This is a genomic window from Parafrankia soli, from assembly GCF_001854695.1.
Taxonomy (GTDB): Bacteria; Actinomycetota; Actinomycetes; order Frankiales; family Frankiaceae; genus Parafrankia; species Parafrankia soli.
Genome location: NZ_MAXA01000223.1, coordinates 32287 through 49411, shown reverse-complemented (window position 1 = coordinate 49411; position 17125 = coordinate 32287). Strand labels below are relative to the sequence as shown.

Here is a 17125-nt window from a genome sequence, read left to right as displayed (position 1 = left end):
GGTGAATGTGATGAACCATCTGCTTTCCACCGCGGATCTCAAGCTCGACGACGCGCTACTGGTGCTCGACACGGCGGACCGCATGGCGCGGGTCGCGGACGCGCCGGTCCGCAAGCTGCCGACGCTGCGCGGCCGGACCGTGGTCAATCTGTTCTTCGAGGACTCCACCCGTACCCGCACGTCCTTCGAGGTCGCCGCCAAGAGGCTGTCGGCAGATGTGATCAATTTTTCGGCCCGGGGGTCAAGCGTGTCGAAGGGCGAGAGCCTGAAGGACACAGCGCAGACCCTCGAGGCGATGGGCGCGGACGCCGTCGTCTGTCGTCATCCCGCGAGCGGCGCCCCGCACCGGCTGGCCAGCTGGGTGCGCGGCAGCGTCGTGAACGCCGGTGACGGTACGCACGAGCACCCCACCCAGGCGCTGCTCGACGCCTTCACCATCCGCCGCCGGCTCGGCCGGCTGGACGGGCTGGCCGTGACGATCGTCGGGGATGTCCTGCACTCGCGGGTTGCCCGCTCCAACGTCTGGCTGCTGACGACCCTCGGCGCGCGGGTGACCGTGGTCGCCCCGCCCACGCTGCTGCCGCTCGGTATCTCCGGGTGGCCCGTCGAGGTGTCCTACGACCTCGAGTCGGTCCTGCCCAAGAGCGACGTGGTCATGATGTTGCGTGTGCAGCGGGAGCGGATGTCCGCGGCGTTCTTCCCGACCGAGCGGGAGTACAGCCGCCGTTACGGCCTCGACGCGGACCGGGCCGCGCTCATGCCCGAGCACGCCCTGGTCATGCACCCCGGGCCGATGGTCCGCGGGATGGAGATCGCCTCCTCGGTGGCCGACTCGCCGCGCTCGACGGTGGTCGAGCAGGTCGCGAACGGCGTGAGCGTCCGCATGGCCGTCCTCTACCTGCTGCTCGGCGGCAGCGGCGCCGAACGGGAGTCCTCATGACATCGGTGATCGTGGTGCGTGGCGTCCGTCCGCTGGGTGGTGACGCGCGGGATCTGGTGATCGCCGACGGGACGATCGCCGCGGTCGCGCCGGCCGGGGGCGGCGAGCGCACCGGCGTCGTGGCCGAGGCCGCCGCGGGCTCCGCCGACGGGACCCGTCCCGCCCCCCTGGTCGTCGACGCCACCGGGCTCGTGGCGCTGCCCGGGCTGGTCGACCTGCACACCCACCTGCGCGAGCCTGGCCGGGAGGACGCCGAGACGGTCGACTCCGGTACCCGCGCGGCGGCGCTCGGCGGCTACACGACGGTGTTCGCGATGGCCAACACCGACCCCGTCGCCGACACCGCCGGGGTGGTCGAGCAGGTGTGGCGGCTCGGCCAGGACGCCGGGCACTGCGACGTGCGCCCGGTCGGCGCGGTGACCAGGGGGCTCGCCGGCGAGCGGCTCGCCGAGCTGGGCGCCATGGCCTCCTCCGCGGCGGCGGTCCGGATGTTCTCCGACGACGGTCACTGTGTGTCCGACGCGTTGCTCATGCGCCGCGCGCTGGAGTACGTCAAGGCTTTCGACGGTGTGATCGCGCAGCACGCGGAGGAGCCGAGGCTGACCGCCGGGGCGCAGATGAACGAGGGCGCCATGGCCGCGCGGCTGGGCCTGCCCGGCTGGCCGGCCGTCGCAGAGGAGGCGATCATCGCCCGGGACGCCCTGCTGACCGGGCACGTCGGGTCGCGCCTGCACATCTGCCACGTGTCCACGGCGGGCTCGGTCGAGCTCATCCGGTGGGCCAAGGCGAAGGGCTGGCGGGTGACCGCGGAGGTCACCCCGCACCACCTGCTGCTCACCGAGGAGCTCGTCGCCTCGTACGACCCGGTGTACAAGGTCAATCCGCCGCTGCGCACCGAGGCCGACACAGAGGCACTGCGAGCCGGGCTCGCGGACGGCACGATCGACTGTGTGGCCACCGATCACGCCCCGCACGCCTCCGAGGACAAGGAGACGGAGTGGGCCGCCGCCCGGCCCGGGATGCTCGGCCTCGAGACGGCGCTGTCCATCGTGATCCAGACCATGGTCGAAACCGGCCGGCTCGACTGGGCCGGTGTCGCCGACCGGATGGCGTTGGCGCCGGCCCGGATCGGCGCCGTCGCCGACATGCCGCGTGACCCGGCGAGCTTCGCCCAGGTGGGCGTGCCCGCCACCCTGACCCTGCTCGACCCGGAGGCGCGACGGGTGATCGATCCACTCGCCGTCGCCAGCCGGAGCAGCAACACTCCGTACGGTGGCCGCACGCTGCCCGGTGCCATCCGGGCGACGTTCCTGCGAGGCCGGCCCACCGTGCTCGACGGGAAGATCATATGACCTCCGCCTCACGATCCACATCCCTGCCGGGGATCACCCCGTTCGCGCTGGCCGGCCCCGTGCTGGCCGCCGGTGGCAAGGATCAGACGGGCCTGCACCTGCTCCTCGCCTTCGGCCTGTTGCTGCTGGTCGTGGCAGTCGTGGGCGCGATGCGACGGGCTTGGCGCGGCCGTGCGCAACAGCAGGAGGAGAACCTGCCGGACCTGCCCGAGCCGCCGGAGCAGACCGGGAACGTGCTGGCCGCCCCGCTGCGTGGGCGCTACCTCGGCACGGTGGACGCCGGCCACTGGCGGGAGTGGATCGCCGCGCGCGGCCTGGCCGGGCACGACGGCGACTACATCGCCGTCTACGAGCTTGGAGTGCGGGTCGACCGGGACGGCGAGGCGTTCTGGATCCCCCGGGAGGCCGTGCGGGGCGCCCGTCTCGAGCGGGCGCACGCCGGGAAGGTCGCCGCGCCGAGCCGGCTGATCGTGGTCGCGTGGTCGTTCGAGGGCCGGGAACTGGAGGCCGGCTTCCGCGGCGAGGACCGGGCCCGCCAGCCGAAGGTCGTCCGCTCCGTGCACGACCTCATCGGGCCGGCGCCCGCCCAGCCGATGTCCGGCGACATCACCTCGCCGCACGCCCTGCCCCGGCCGCGCAACCGGCTGCGGCCCCGCGTGCCGGCGCCGGCACGCCCGGCCGAGCCCGGCGCGCCGGCCGCCGCGGCCCCCGCCCGCGGGCAGCGTCCTGATCTCGCCGCGGTGGCTCCGGGCGGGCCCGCGACGATGCCGATCCCGGTCAACGGCCGCCAGCCCCGGTCGGAGCGGGCCGGGTGGCGCCGCGGTGGCGCCGCGGCCAGTCAGGGCGCCGCCGCCGAGACCCACGCCGGCCAGCGCGGATACGGCGCGGAGGCGCCCGGCACGGGCGCCTCCGGCGGCTACGACACCGCTGCCCACGGGACGGGTGCCCTTGGGACGGGTGCCCAGGACACGGGCGCCTACGACATCCGCGCCCACGTCACCGGAGCGCACAGCATCAGTACCGACAGCACCGGCGCCCACGGCACCGGTGCGTACGGCGCCGCCGCGTACGACACCGGCTCCCATCGTGCTGGCGGGTACGGGACGGGCTCGCACCGGACGGGTGCGTACGACACCGGCGGTTACCGGCCAGGTGCCCACGACGTGGGCGCCCAGGGCTCCCAGGCCGTGAGCGGCGGGACGGCCGGCTACGACACCGCCGGCTACAGCACAGCCGGCTATGACACGGCCGGGTACGGGACTGACAGCTACGACCTGCGACGCCAGGGCACCGGCGGGCTGGACGCGCGCGGCCACGCCACCGGCGGGTACGGGCGCCCCGGCGCCCCCGGGCCGGCCGCTCCCGACCAGGGGGCGCTCGACTCGGCCGCGTACCACCTGGGTGCCGGCGACGCCGGCGTCCACAGCTCGGGTGCCTACAGCTCGGGTGCCTACAACTCCGGCGCCTACGGCTCCGGTGCCAACGACACGGGTGCCCACGACTCGCGTGGATACGGCCAGGGCGCATATGACCAGGGCCGGCGCGACCCGGGCGGACGTGACCAGGGTGGATACGACCGGGAGGCGTACGCCTCCCGCGGCCGGGCCGGCACGCCGCCGGCCGGCGGCGTGCCGGGTGACCAGGGGAACTACTGGCGGACCGGCGCCGACCCGGCGGAGCGGCCGCGCGACCAGGGGACCGACGCGTTCACCGCACCGCCTGGTGAGGCCTCGTACCGACGGGAGGAGTACCCGTGACAGCGGCGCCCTGGCGGTCTGCCAGGGGTGGAGGGGGCCTGGCCGGCGGCCGGGCACGACGGATCGATGCGGGGGTGAGCCGGTGACCGGCTTGGACAGGCAGCCGGCTCCGCCGGAGCGGGAACAGGCCCGGCGCGGGCCGGGAGCGCCCCGCCGCGCGGTGCTCATGCTCGAGGACGGCCGGAGCTTCGCCGGGGACGCGTTCGGCTCGGTCGGCGAGGCGTTCGGCGAGGCGGTCTTCTCCACCGGGATGACCGGCTACCAGGAGACCCTCACCGACCCGTCGTTCCACCGTCAGGTCGTGATCATGACGGCGCCGCACATCGGCAACACCGGGGTGAACGACACCGACTACGAGTCCGACCGCATCCAGGTGGCCGGCTTCGTCGTGCGGGACCCGAGCCGGCTGGCGTCGAACTGGCGCGCCCAGCGCACCCTGGACGACGAGCTCGAGAACGCCGGCGTGGTCGGGATCAGCGGGGTCGACACCCGCGCGCTGACCCGTCACCTGCGCGAGCGCGGCGCGATGCGGTGCGGGGTCAGCAGCACCGACACCGATCTCGACTCGCTGCTCGACCGGGTGCGGGCGTCGCCGGAGATGGTCGGCGCGGACCTCGCCCCGGAGGTCAGCACGGACCAGCCCTATGTCGTCGAGGCGCGGTCGGGCCTGCCGGTCTTCACCGTCGCCGCGCTGGACCTGGGCATCAAGCGGAACACCCCGCTCTCCATGGCCGCGCTGGGCTGCGAGGTGCACGTGCTGCCGGCCCGCAGCACGGCCGCCGAGCTGCTGGCCCTCTCGCCCGACGGGGTCTTCCTCTCGAACGGCCCGGGTGACCCGGCCCGCGCGGACTACGCGGTCGAGACGCTCACCGGGGTGCTGGAGGCCGGTGTCCCGGTCTTCGGGATCTGTTTCGGCAACCAGGTCCTCGCCCGGGCGCTGGGCTTCGAGACGTACAAGCTGACCTACGGCCACCGCGGCGTGAACCAGCCGGTCGCCGACACCCGGACCGGCCGGATCGCGGTCACCAGCCACAACCACGGCTTCGCGGTGCGCGCGCCGCTGACCGGTACGACCGACACCCCCTACGGGCGGGTCGAGGTGAGCCACGTGGCGCTCAACGACGACGTGGTGGAGGGCCTGACCTGCCTGGACGTGCCGGCGTTCAGTGTCCAGTTCCATCCCGAGGCGGCGCCTGGCCCACACGACGCCCAGGGACTGTTCGACCGGTTCTGCGGCCTGATGGCGGCCGGCCGGCGGAAGCGGGGAGAAGGCTGATGCCCAGGCGCGAGGACCTGCGCTCCGTGCTGGTGATCGGCTCCGGGCCGATCGTCATCGGCCAGGCGTGCGAGTTCGACTATTCCGGGACGCAGGCGTGCCGGGTGCTGCGGGCCGAGGGCCTGCGGGTGATCCTGGTCAACAGCAACCCGGCCACGATCATGACGGACCCGGAGATCGCCGACGCGACCTACGTCGAGCCGATCACGCCGGACATCGTCACGAAGATCATCGAGCGGGAGCGGCCGGACGCCATCCTGGCCACCATGGGCGGGCAGACGGCGTTGAACACGGCGGTCGCCCTGCACGACGCCGGGGTGCTCGAGCGCTTCGGCGTCCGGCTCATCGGCGCCAACATCGACGCGATCCGCTCCGGTGAGGACCGGCAGGCCTTCAAGGACATCGTCGCCTCCGTCGACGGCGAGACGGCCCGCAGCGCGATCTGCACGACCGTGGCGGAGTGCCTGGCCGCGGCCGAGGAGTTCTCCTACCCGGTCGTGGTGCGGCCGAGCTACACCCTCGGCGGTGCCGGCAGCGGGTTCGCCCACGACCCCGACGAGCTGCGCCGGATGTCCGCGGACGGGCTGGCGGCCAGCCCGACCACCGAGGTGCTCGTCGAGGAGTCGGTGCTCGGCTGGAAGGAGTTCGAGCTCGAGCTCATGCGGGACCGCGCCGACAACGTGGTCGTCGTGTGTTCGATCGAGAACATCGACCCGATGGGCGTGCACACCGGTGACTCGGTGACCGTCGCCCCGGCGATGACCCTGACCGACCGCGAGTACCAGCGCATGCGGGACATGTCGATCGCCGTCATGCGCGCCGTCGGGGTCGACGCGGGCGGCTGCAACATCCAGTTCGCGGTCGACCCGGCCACCGGACGTCTCGTCGTCATCGAGATGAACCCGCGTGTGTCCCGTTCGTCCGCGCTGGCCTCGAAGGCGACCGGCTTCCCGATCGCGAAGATCTCGGCCAAGCTGGCGCTGGGCTACACCCTCGACGAGATCCCCAACGACATCACCCGCACCACCCCGGCGGCCTTCGAGCCGACCCTCGACTACGTCGTGGTGAAGGTGCCGCGCTTCGCGTTCGAGAAGTTCCCGGGCGCCGACACGATGCTGACCACGACGATGAAGTCCGTCGGGGAGGCGATGGGGGTCGGGCGCAGCTTCGCCGAGGCCCTGCAGAAGGCGCTGCGCTCGATGGAGCAGTCGGGCCTGGCGTTCACCTTCGACCCGCCGGGCCGGTCCGCGGCGGAGCTGCTCGACGCGGCCCGCACCCCGCACGACGGGCGGCTGCACACCGTCCAGCAGGCGCTGCTGGCCGGCGCGACGCCCGCCGAGGTGACCGATGCCACCGGCATCGACCCCTGGTTCGTCGACCAGATCGTGTTCATCAACGAGATCGCCGCGTCGCTGGTCCGCAACCCGGACGGCATCCGCCGCGCCAAGCGCGCCGGGTTCTCCGACGCCCAGCTCGCGGGCCTGCTCGGCACCAAGGAGGACGTGGTCCGGTCGTTCCGGCACCGGGCGGGCATCCGTCCCGTCTACAAGACGGTCGACACCTGCGCCGCCGAGTTCGCCTCCGCGACGCCGTACCACTACTCGTCCTACGACTCCGAGACCGAGGTCGCGCCGAGCGAGAAGCCCCGGGTGATCGTGCTCGGCAGCGGGCCGAACCGGATCGGGCAGGGCATCGAGTTCGACTACGCCTGTTGCCACGCGGTGATGGCGCTCTCCGAGGCCGGCTACGAGACCGTGATGGTCAACTGCAACCCGGAGACGGTCTCCACCGACTACGACACCGCCGACCGCCTCTACGTCGAGCCGTTGACCGTCGAGGACGTCCTGGAGGTCGTGCACGCCGAGTCGCAGGCGGGGCCGCTGGCCGGGGTGATCGTGTCGCTGGGCGGCCAGACCCCGCTGGGCATCGCCGCCGCGCTCGCCGACGCCGGCGTCCCGCTCGTCGGCACGCCACCGAAGGCGATCCACCTCGCGGAGGACCGCGGCCAGTTCGGGCAGGTGCTCGCCGCCGCCGGCCTGCCCTCGCCGCCGCACGGGGTGGCCACCTCCTACGCCGAGGCGCGCACGGTCGCGGACCGGATCGGCTACCCGGTGCTGGTGCGGCCGTCCTACGTGCTCGGCGGGCGGGGCATGGAGATCGTCTACGACGACCCGATGCTGCGCGACTACATCGAGCGCGCCACGCAGATCTCGCCGGAGCATCCGGTGCTGGTGGACCGCTTCCTCGACGACGCGGTCGAGATCGACGTGGACGCGCTCTACGACGGCTCCGAGCTCTACCTCGCGGGCGTGATGGAGCACATCGAGGAGGCCGGGGTGCACTCCGGCGACTCCGCCTGCGCGCTGCCGCCGATCACCCTCGGGCGCTCGGAGCTCGACCGGATCCGCGAGTCCACCCGGCTGATCGCCGAGGGGGTGGGCGTGCGCGGGCTGCTCAACGTGCAGTACGCGCTGCAGTCCGACGTGCTCTACGTGCTGGAGGCCAACCCGCGCGCGTCGCGCACGGTGCCGTTCGTCTCCAAGGCGACGGCCGTGCCGCTGGCCAAGGCCGCGGCCCGGGTGATGCTCGGCGCCACCGTGCCCGAGCTGCGGGCCGAGGGCCTGCTGCCGGAGTACGGCGACGGCGCCACCCTGCCGCTGGACTCGCATATCTCGGTCAAGGAGGCCGTGCTGCCCTTCGGCCGGTTCCGGGACGCGGGCGGCCGCGGGGTGGACACGGTGCTCGGCCCGGAGATGCGCTCCACCGGCGAGGTGATGGGCATCGACGACGGCTTCGGTACCGCGTACGCCAAGTCGCAGGCCGCGGCCTACGCGTCGCTGCCGACCTACGGACGGGTGTTCGTCTCCGTCGCCAACCGCGACAAGCGTGCGATGATCTTCCCGATCAAACGGCTGGCGGACCTCGGCTTCGTCGTCTACGCGACCGAGGGCACCGCCGACGTGCTGCGCCGCAACGGGGTCAAGGCCGTGGTTCTCGGCAAGCATCGGGCTCCCAGCGAGAACCTCATCGACTGCGTCGAAATGATCATGTCTGGCCAGATCGACCTGGTCATCAACACGCCGTGGGGTGTCGGGCCACGGCTGGACGGATACGAGATCCGCACCGCCTGTGTCAGCGCCGGGGTGCCCTGCATCACCACCATTCAGGGCGCCGCCGCGTGCGTGCAGGGTATCGAGTCGCTCGTAAGGGGCGAACTGGGGGTGCGGCCGCTGCAGGAGTACCACGCGGCCCTGCGGTCGACCTGGGGGACGACCCCCGAGGGACTGCCGGGTGCGACCTCCGGCTCGGGCTCCCGGGCGCGGGGGGCGCGGCCGGGACCCGCGCCGGGCGCCGGGTCGGGATCCGGCTCGGCCGGCGGGGCGCCCGCCTCGACCGTGGCGGACCGGTGACCTCGTCGGGCGCCCCCCGCCGGTGGACGCCACCGGCGGGTCGCGCCCCGATCGCGGTCGCGCTCGACGCTCCGGACGCCGCCACCGCACTGGGCTGGGCCCGTGAGGTGGCGCCGCACGTCGCCGTGCTGAAGATCGGTCTGGAGCTCTTCTACCGGGCCGGGCCGACGATCGTGACTGCGCTGCGTGACGAAGGGCTGCTCGCTCCGGCTCGGCCGGCGCAGCCCGCGGCGTCCGCTCGGGTGGTGAGTTCCGTCACGGGGGGTGATGTGGCGGACGGCTGGAGTGAGCCGCGCGGCTCCGCGGCGCCCGAGCTCTTCCTCGACCTGAAGCTCCACGACATCCCGGCGACCGTGGCCGGCGGGATGCGCTCGCTGGCCACGCTGGCACCTCGCTTCGTGACCGTGCATGCGGCCGGCGGCGCGGCCATGGTGCGCGCCGCGGTCGACGCCGGGCCCGATGTTCATGTAACCGCGGTCACGGTGCTGACGTCGCTGGACGCCGCCACGCTCGCCGCCGTCGGGCTGTCCGGACCGCCCTCGGACGCCGTCCGCAGGCTCGCGGTGCTCGCCGTGGAGGCCGGTGCGCGGGCACTCGTCTGCAGCCCGAAAGAGGTCTCTGTGGTCCGCGCGGAGCTTGGTGAAACTGTGACTCTGGTCACGCCTGGAGTGCGTCCAGAGGGGTCTGAGCGGGCTGACCAGGTCCGGGTCGCCACCCCGGAACGGGCACTCGCCGACGGTTCGGACCTCCTCGTGATCGGCCGTCCGATCACCTCCGCGGCCGATCGGGCCGTGGCCGCCGCCACTATCGCCACCAGGGTTACTCCACTCCGGTAGGCCCTTGACCTGCGCAAACGCCACTACGGGTGGATCTGGGCCGCTCTGGGTGCCCGAGTACCGGTACGGTGGGGCCGCTACGGACCGAATGCGTCCGGCGCGTGCGACGCAGGTCATTCATCCGGGCAAAGGCTGTGTCTTGTGGGGACAATGCGGGGTACCCCCGTGATGCAGCTCCGGCTGGACCGAGGAGCCTCTTCCTCGCTAGTTTGCGCGGCGCGATCACCGAATTGAGGAGGCGTACCCGTGACCCTGCCGCCCCTGACGCCCGAGCAGAGGGCCGCCGCCCTCGAGAAAGCCGCGCTGGCCCGTAAGCAGCGCGCCGAACTCAAGGAGCGGTTGAAGAAGGGGGAGATCAGTCTTGCCGCCGTTCTCGAGCTGGCGGACAGCGATGAGGTCGTCGGCAAGATGAAGGTTTCCGCGGTCTTGGAGTCGCTTCCCGGAGTGGGCCGTGTTCGGGCCCAGAAGATCCGGGAGCGTCTCGGTATCAGCCCGACCCGCCGTTTGCGCGGGCTCGGGGCCAAGCAGCGTGCCGCGCTCCTCGAGGAGTTCGGCACGGGCGCCTGAGTGTGGCGTGATGCATAGGCGTTCCGATTGCCGGGTCGTTGGTAACGGCCCGTAACGGGCGCCGCCGGAAGGTGTTGAGGCCGCGAGGCGTCGACACGTTCCGGTGCCGTCGGCGTTCATTGCGTCGCGGATTCGCGTCACTCGATCAATCGCCGGCGGGCCGTGAGGAGTTCTCGCCGAATGTCCTGGGACTAAAGTCCCAGGGGTTCGGTGATGGCGATCCCGATCCGTTTGGCGTGCACCGGCCGGGGCCACCCGTGTGGTCACCCGACCGGGTTCCCATTGACGGCCGCATACCATCGGGGTGAACGGGGGAACCCGTCCTTTGATGGCATCCTGATGACGATGGTCCGTTGGCTGACGGTAGGGGACGGCGGGCGCCGGGGGGCGCCGGGCCGGCCGTCGCCGGCGTGGCCCGCCCGCCCCGCCTGAACCTGCGTGACCCGGTGGAGGGGCTCTAAGGTGTCGGGATGGGACTGACCGTGTTGTCGGGGCCGTCCGGAGTGGGGAAGGGCACGGTCGTCGCCGCCGTCCGCCGGCTGCACCCCGAGGTGTGGGTGTCGGTGAGCGTGACGACGCGAGCGCCGCGGCCGGGCGAGACGGACGGCGTCGAGTACCACTTCGCCGACGCGGAGGAGTTCGCCCACATGGTCAAGGTGGGGGAGTTCGTCGAGCACGCGATGTTCGCGGGGCACGCCTACGGCACTCCTCGGGGACCGCTCGAGGAGCGGCTGGCACAGGGCGTTCCCTGCCTGCTGGAGATCGAGCTGCAGGGCGCCCGGCAGGTCCGGTCGGCAATGCCGGGCGCCCGGTTCGTCTTCCTGGCCCCGCCCACCTGGGACGAGCTCGTCCGTCGCCTGACCGGTCGGGGCACGGAGGCACCTGATGTGATCCGCCGACGCCTCGACCGGGCACGCATCGAGCTGGCGGCCGAGACGGAGTTCGACGAGGTCGTCGTGAACGACGAGGTCACGGCCGCCGCCGCGAAGCTGGTGGGGCTGATGACCGGTCGCCCGCGGGACGCGCACCGCGCTGCGGACGTCCCGTGACCGGCGGCTCGGCGCTCCACCTCCCGGGGACGCGCGATCTCCGGGGCACCCACGGCCCGGCGGCGAACGGCTCGGTGACGGGCTGTACCGGTTGCGGCTGTACTGTTGTCCGGGACAGGGCTCGGCCCAGGCCGCCCACGGCGCGCCTGGAGCCGCCCGACCGCCCCACCCCGGAAGGACACCGTGTCCGGTACTGTCGCCCAGCCCGAGGGCATCACGAACCCGCCGATCGACGAGCTGCTCGAGGCCACCGACTCGAAGTACAGCCTCGTCATCTACGCGGCGAAGCGGGCCCGCCAGATCAACGCCTACTACTCCCAGCTCGGCGAGGGCCTGCTGGAGTACGTCGGCCCGCTGGTGGAGACGACCAGCGCCCAGGAGAAGCCGCTGTCGATCGCGCTCCGCGAGATCAACTCCGGTCTGCTCACGCACGAGACGATCACCGACCCGCTGCCGCCGATCTCCTGACCCACGCGGCCTCCGCGGCTCGCGTCCGTCTCGCCGGCCCTGCCCGTCCTGCCCGCCTCGGTTGTTCCGCGTGACAGGCGGCGGGGCGGGGATGCGCGGCGGTGGTTCGGCCGGGGCGGCGCGGCGGCCGCGGGTCGTGCTCGGCGTGTCCGGCGGCATCGCCTCGTACAAGGCCGTCGAGGTGCTGCGCCAGCTGACCGAGTCCGGCCACGACGTCCGCGTCGTGCCGACGGCTGCGGCGCTGCGTTTCGTCGGCGAGGTCACCTGGGCGGCGCTGTCCGGCCAGCCGGTGGTGACCGACCTGTTCACCGACGCCGAGGACGTGGCGCACGTCCGGGTCGGGCGCGAGGCCGACCTGGTGCTGATCGTGCCCGCCACCGCGGACCTGATGGCGCGGGCCGCGGCGGGCCGGGCGGACGACCTGCTCACCGGCACGTTGCTCACAGCCACCTGCCCGGTGCTGTTCGCCCCCGCCATGCACACCGAGATGTGGCAGCACCCGGCGACCCGCGCCAACGTCGCCCTGCTCCGCGAGCGGGGCGCCCTCGTGCTGGAACCGGCCGTCGGCCGGCTGACCGGTGCCGACTCCGGGCCGGGCCGGCTGCCGGAGCCCACCGAGATCGCCTCGGTCGCCCGGGCGGTTCTCGCCCGCGGGCGTGACGGCATGCGGCCCGACCTCGCCGGCCGCCACGTGCTCGTCAGCGCCGGTGGCACCCGCGAGTACCTCGACCCGGTGCGGTTCCTCGGTAACGCCTCCAGCGGCCGGCAGGGATACGCGCTGGCCCGCGCGGCGGTGGCCCGCGGCGCGGCGGTCACCGTCGTGGCCGCCAACGTCGCCCTGCCCGACGTGGCCGGCGCGACCACGGTGCCGGTGGGCTCGGCCGAACAGCTGCGGGCGGCCGTGCACGACGCCGCCCCCCGCGCCGACGTCGTGGTCATGGCGGCGGCGGTGGCCGATTTCCGGCCCGCCACCGAGCACAAGTACAAGATCAAGAAGGAGTCCGCGGCGCCGGACGCGATCGAGCTGATCCGCAACCCGGACGTCCTGGCCGAGCTTGTCGCGAACCGCCGTCCCGGCCAGGTGTTGGTCGGGTTCGCGGCGGAGACGGGCGGACCCGACGCCGGGGTCCTCGACCTCGCCCGGGCGAAGCTCGCCCGCAAGCCGGTGGACCTGCTGGTGGTGAACCGGGTCGGGTCCGGCCTGGGGTTCGAGGTGGAGCAGAACAGCGCGGTCCTCCTTGACCGTGCGGGCGGGGCCGCGGAGATCCCCCTGACCAGTAAGGATCTTCTTGCCCACCAGGTGCTCGACCGGATCGTCGACGCGCTGCACGACCGGAAGCCGGCCGGTGCGCATACCCCTGAGCGAACCTCGGTAAACTGCGCCGGTATCAGTCCTGATCTCCCCAGGGGGTAGTCCAGTGGCGACGCGCCTTTTCACGTCCGAGTCCGTCACGGAAGGACACCCGGACAAGATCGCTGACCAGGTCAGCGACTCCATCCTCGATGCCATGCTCAAGGACGACCCGAAGAGCCGGGTCGCCGTCGAGACCATGATCACCACTGGCCAGGTGCACGTGGCCGGCGAGGTGACCACCAAGACCTACGTCGACATCGCCTCGGTGGTCCGCGAGCGGATCCTGGAGATCGGTTACGACTCCTCCAAGAAGGGCTTCGACGGCGCCTCCTGCGGCGTGAGCGTCTCGATCGGCTCGCAGTCGCCCGACATCGCCCAGGGTGTCGACACCGCCCACGAGGCGCGCGTCGAGGGCTCCACCGAGGACGACCTCGACCGTCAGGGCGCTGGCGACCAGGGCCTGATGTTCGGGTTCGCCTGCGACGAGACTCCCGAGCTCATGCCGCTGCCGATCGCCCTGGCGCACCGGCTCGCCCGGCGGCTGTCCGCCGTCCGCAAGGACGGCCAGGTCGGCTACCTGCGCCCCGACGGCAAGACGCAGGTCACCATCGAGTACGAGGACGGCAAGCCGGTCCGCCTGGACACCGTTGTGGTCTCCTCGCAGCACGCGGCCGACATCGACCTCGACACCCTGCTCGCGCCCGACGTCGCCGAGTACGTCGTGGAGCCGGAGCTCGCCCTCCTCGAGATCAGCACCGAGGGGCGCCGCCTGCTGGTGAACCCGACCGGTCGCTTCGAGATCGGTGGCCCGATGGGCGACGCCGGCCTCACCGGGCGCAAGATCATCGTGGACACCTACGGCGGGTACGCCCGGCACGGGGGCGGCGCCTTCTCGGGTAAGGACCCGTCCAAGGTCGACCGCTCGGCTGCCTACGCCATGCGCTGGGTCGCCAAGAACGTCGTGGCCGCGGGCCTGGCCAGCCGCTGTGAGGTCCAGGTCGCCTACGCGATCGGCAAGGCCCACCCGGTCGGCCTGTTCGTCGAGACCTTCGGCACGGGCAAGGTGCCGGACGCGCAGATCCAGGACGCCGTCACGCAGGTCTTCGACCTCCGCCCGGCCGCGATCGTGCGGGACCTCGACCTGCTGCGCCCGATCTACGCGCAGACGGCCGCCTACGGGCACTTCGGCCGCCCGGAGCTGGACTTCACCTGGGAGGCGACCTCCCGCGCCGACGCCCTGACGGCCGCCGTCAAGGGCTGACGCCACCTGATCCGCCCGCAGGGGCGGAGCCGACCCCCCATCGGGGACGGCTCCGCCCCTGCGCATTTTTGGGACGGTTTGTTTGCGGTGGTCTGCTTTCCGACGGTCCGTGGCCGTTCGGTGATCCGGTTCGCCGGGCGGGCGCAGTGGGGGCCGATCCTGTCCGCCGCGACTGGTACGAATGCGGCATGGACGACGAGAGCGCGGTGATTCCGGGCCTCGCCGGCGCCGTGGTGGCCGCGGGCTCCCGGTCCACCGGGGGGCCGACGCCCGCGGGCGGTGTGCCCTCCGCGGCACCGGCCGGGCGCCCGGCGCGGCCCGCCGCCGGCGCGGCGAAGTCTGGCGTCGCTCCGGCGAAGCGAGGTGCCGTCGCCGCGAAGCCGGGCGGCTCCGAGAAGCCCGGCGCGGTGGTTCCGGCTGACGAGCTGCCGGTGGCCCGGGTCGTGGTCGACACCCCGCTCGTCCACCTTGACCGCCCGTTCGACTACCTCGTGCCGGCCGCCATGGCCGCCGCCGCGGTTCCCGGCTCGCGGGTGCGCGTCCGCTTCGGCGGGCGCCTGGTGGACGGGTTCGTCCTCGAGAGGTCCGAGCGGTCCGATCACACCGGGCGTCTCGCGCCGTTGGCCAGGTCGGTGTCGGCGGAGCCGGTGCTCTCCGAGCCGGTCGCCCGCCTCGCCCGCGCCGTCGCCGACAGATACGCCGGGACGATGGCCGACGTGCTGCGCCTGGCCGTCCCGCCGCGCCATGCCCGCGCCGAGGCTGAGCCGGTTGTCACCGGTCCCGGCATCGGCGTGGCGCCGGCGGCTACCGAGAGCGGTGGCGCGGCCGAGCTGGGCGGCGGCCGGTCCGGTGATCCTGGCCGCGCGGGGTGGTCGATCTATCCCGACGGCCCCGACTTCCTGGCGGCGCTGTCGAGCGGGCGCTCGCCGCGGGCGGTCTGGTGGGCGCCGCCGGGGCCCTCCTGGCCGGCGATGATCGCCGTGGCGGTCGCGGCCACGGTGGCCTCCGGGCGCGGCGCGCTCGTCGTCGTTCCCGACCACCGGGACGCCGACCGGGTCGCCGCGGCGCTGACACCTCCCGAGACCGAGACCGAGGCCGGGCCGGCGGCGGGTGGCGTCCCGGCCGTGCTGCGGGCCGATCTCGGCCCGGCGGAGCGGTACCGGCGCTTCCTGGCGGTCCGCCGCGGGCAGACGCGGGTGGTCGTGGGGACCCGCGCCGCGGTGTTCGCGCCAGTGGCCGACCTCGGCCTGCTCGTCGTCTGGGACGACGGGGACGACCTGCACTCCGAACCCCGGGCGCCCTACCCGCACACGCGCGACGTGGCGGTCCTGCGGGCCCGGGAGGAGGGCTGCGCGGTGCTGGTCGGCGGGTTCTCGCCGTCGGTGGACGCCGAGGCCCTGGCCCGGGTGGGCTGGGCCGGCCGGCTGGCGGCCGGCCGGGACGCCGTGCGGCGGCTCGCGCCCCGGGTGGAGGCGGTCGGCTCCGACTTCGAGGCGTCCATCGACCCGGCCGCGCGGGCGGCCCGGCTGCCCTCGCTCGCCGTGCGTGCCGCGCGCGCCGCGCTGGCCGGTGGCGCGCCGGTGCTGGTCCAGGTGCCGCGGCGGGGATATCACCCGTCCATCGCCTGCGCGGACTGCCGCCGCCCGGCCCGGTGCCGGAGCTGCTCCGGCCCGCTCGGCCGGTCCGCCGCCGGGGCCGCACTGGCCTGCCGCTGGTGCGGGCGCCCGGTGCCGCGACCCACCGGCCATCCGACGGCGTCTGGGCAGGAGCCCGTCCCGGGGCGAGCCGGGGCTTTCGGCGCTGGTGTGGGCTCCGGTCGTTCCGCGGTGTCCGGGGGCGGCGTGGGTGGGTGGCGGTGCACGGGCTGCGGCGGAACGCGCCTGCGCGCGTCGGTGACCGGTGACCGCCGCACCGCCGAGGAACTGGGGCGGGCGTTTCCCGGCATCCCGGTGCGGGCATCCGGGCGCGACACGGTGCTGGCCACGGTGCCGGCCGCGCCGGCGCTCGTGATCGCGACACCGGGCGCGGAGCCGGTCGCCGAGGCCGGCTACGGGGCGGTGCTGCTCCTCGACGGCTGGGCGCTGCTCGGGCGTCCCGATCTGCGAGCCGGCGAGGAGACGCTGCGCCGGTGGATGGCCGCGTCCGCGCTGGCCCGGCCGGCGCCGGCCGGTGGGCTGGTGGTCGTGGCGGCGGATCTCGGGCTCGGGCCCGTGCAGGCGCTGGTGCGCTGGGATCCCGGGCTGTTCGTCGCCCGGGAGTCGGACGAGCGCGCCGAGCTCGGCTTCCCCCCGGTGAGCCGGGTGGCGGCGGTGGAGGGCACCCCCGCGGCGCTCGACGACCTGCTGGCGGCCGCCACGCTGCCGGCCGGCGCGGAGGTCCTGGGCCCGGTGCCGGTCCCGAGACGGGAGCCGGTCCCGAGGCAGGAACCGGGCCGCGGGGCCGGCGGGGAGCCGGCTCCCGGGCCGGGCCACGCACCGGGCCGTGGGTCGGGCCGGGCGCAGGGGCGTGAGCAGGGCAGGGGGCTGGGTCGGGTGCGGGCGGGGTCCGGAGATCCGAACGAGCCGAGGCGCCGGGGGCCGCCTGAGCAGGTGAAGCCACCGGAGCCGGCGGAGGAGCCCGAGCGTCTGATCATCCGGGTGCGCCGGGAGCAGGGCGCGGACCTCGCCGCCGCGCTGCGGGCCGCCCGCGGGGTGCTCGACGCCCGCCGTGCGGGTCGGGTGCGCGTCCAGCTCGACCCGCTGACGATCGGCTGACGGCTGCCGGCCGTCAGCCGTCAGCCGGTGGACCGGGGCGGGGCCGCCGGTCCAATCCGGCGCCGGTTCCCGCGCGACCCGTAGCATGAAAGCGTCCGATCT

The 17125-nt window shown here is 73.9% G+C and carries 12 protein-coding genes; all 12 read left to right on the top strand.

The genetic code is table 11. The annotated features are described in order from the left end of the window. Positions 1–10 precede the first annotated feature (10 nt). The 12 genes from BBK14_RS20430 (at position 11) to BBK14_RS20375 (ending at position 17023) form a co-directional block, all read left to right on the top strand. Positions 11–940, top strand: coding sequence for an aspartate carbamoyltransferase catalytic subunit (locus tag BBK14_RS20430; protein WP_020459316.1), 930 nt, complete (start codon positions 11–13; stop codon positions 938–940). Further along, positions 937–2292 (top strand): dihydroorotase, encoded by a 1356-nt coding sequence (locus tag BBK14_RS20425; protein ID WP_071064871.1) that lies wholly within the window; start codon positions 937–939, stop codon positions 2290–2292. Before BBK14_RS20430 ends, BBK14_RS20425 begins: the two co-directional genes overlap by 4 nt. Further along, the gene (locus BBK14_RS39010; RefSeq protein WP_071064870.1) at positions 2289–4049 is read left to right on the top strand and encodes a PH-like domain-containing protein; all 1761 of its coding nucleotides are present in this window, start codon (positions 2289–2291) and stop codon (positions 4047–4049) included. Before BBK14_RS20425 ends, BBK14_RS39010 begins: the two co-directional genes overlap by 4 nt. A gap of 82 nt (positions 4050–4131) precedes the next feature. Then, positions 4132–5325: a glutamine-hydrolyzing carbamoyl-phosphate synthase small subunit gene (carA, locus tag BBK14_RS20415; RefSeq protein WP_083391117.1), complete on the top strand. Its 1194-nt coding sequence runs from the start codon at positions 4132–4134 to the stop codon at positions 5323–5325. Continuing rightward, positions 5325–8735, top strand: coding sequence for a carbamoyl-phosphate synthase large subunit (gene carB, locus BBK14_RS20410; RefSeq protein WP_071064869.1), 3411 nt, complete (start codon positions 5325–5327; stop codon positions 8733–8735). The genes carA and carB overlap by 1 nt, the downstream gene beginning before the upstream one ends. After that, positions 8732–9571 carry an orotidine-5'-phosphate decarboxylase gene (pyrF, locus tag BBK14_RS20405; protein ID WP_071064868.1) on the top strand — a complete coding sequence of 280 codons (840 nt, stop codon included), beginning with the start codon at positions 8732–8734 and terminating at the stop codon, positions 9569–9571. The genes carB and pyrF overlap by 4 nt, the downstream gene beginning before the upstream one ends. A gap of 246 nt (positions 9572–9817) precedes the next feature. Beyond that, positions 9818–10138 (top strand): integration host factor, actinobacterial type, encoded by a 321-nt coding sequence (mihF, locus tag BBK14_RS20400; protein ID WP_020459322.1) that lies wholly within the window; start codon positions 9818–9820, stop codon positions 10136–10138. Between the two features lie 470 nt (positions 10139–10608). Continuing rightward, the gene (gmk, locus tag BBK14_RS20395; protein WP_020459323.1) at positions 10609–11187 is read left to right on the top strand and encodes a guanylate kinase; all 579 of its coding nucleotides are present in this window, start codon (positions 10609–10611) and stop codon (positions 11185–11187) included. A gap of 183 nt (positions 11188–11370) precedes the next feature. After that, positions 11371–11655, top strand: a complete 285-nt coding sequence (gene rpoZ / locus BBK14_RS20390) for a DNA-directed RNA polymerase subunit omega (protein ID WP_020459324.1) — start codon at positions 11371–11373, stop codon at positions 11653–11655. 91 nt (positions 11656–11746) lie between these two features. Continuing rightward, on the top strand, positions 11747–13069 hold the full coding sequence (gene coaBC, locus BBK14_RS20385; protein ID WP_112107582.1) for a bifunctional phosphopantothenoylcysteine decarboxylase/phosphopantothenate--cysteine ligase CoaBC: 1323 nt from the start codon (positions 11747–11749) through the stop codon (positions 13067–13069). Positions 13070–13073: 4 nt separating this feature from the next. Then, on the top strand, positions 13074–14270 hold the full coding sequence (metK, locus tag BBK14_RS20380) for a methionine adenosyltransferase (RefSeq protein ID WP_020459326.1): 1197 nt from the start codon (positions 13074–13076) through the stop codon (positions 14268–14270). Between the two features lie 188 nt (positions 14271–14458). Continuing rightward, positions 14459–17023, top strand: a complete 2565-nt coding sequence (locus BBK14_RS20375; protein WP_071064867.1) for a primosomal protein N' — start codon at positions 14459–14461, stop codon at positions 17021–17023. The last annotated feature ends 102 nt before the right edge of the window (positions 17024–17125 follow it).

What these genes read in the sequence shown, in the direction of transcription:
- carB (WP_071064869.1), top strand. Translation starts at nt 5,325, where the DNA reads ATGCCCAGGCGCGAGGACCTGCGCTCCGTGCTGGTGATCGGCTCCGGG.
- coaBC (WP_112107582.1), top strand. Translation starts at nt 11,747, where the DNA reads ATGCGCGGCGGTGGTTCGGCCGGGGCGGCGCGGCGGCCGCGGGTCGTG.
- BBK14_RS20430 (WP_020459316.1), top strand. Translation starts at nt 11, where the DNA reads ATGAACCATCTGCTTTCCACCGCGGATCTCAAGCTCGACGACGCGCTA.
- BBK14_RS20375 (WP_071064867.1), top strand. Translation starts at nt 14,459, where the DNA reads ATGGACGACGAGAGCGCGGTGATTCCGGGCCTCGCCGGCGCCGTGGTG.
- BBK14_RS20425 (WP_071064871.1), top strand. Translation starts at nt 937, where the DNA reads ATGACATCGGTGATCGTGGTGCGTGGCGTCCGTCCGCTGGGTGGTGAC.
- BBK14_RS39010 (WP_071064870.1), top strand. Translation starts at nt 2,289, where the DNA reads ATGACCTCCGCCTCACGATCCACATCCCTGCCGGGGATCACCCCGTTC.
- gmk (WP_020459323.1), top strand. Translation starts at nt 10,609, where the DNA reads ATGGGACTGACCGTGTTGTCGGGGCCGTCCGGAGTGGGGAAGGGCACG.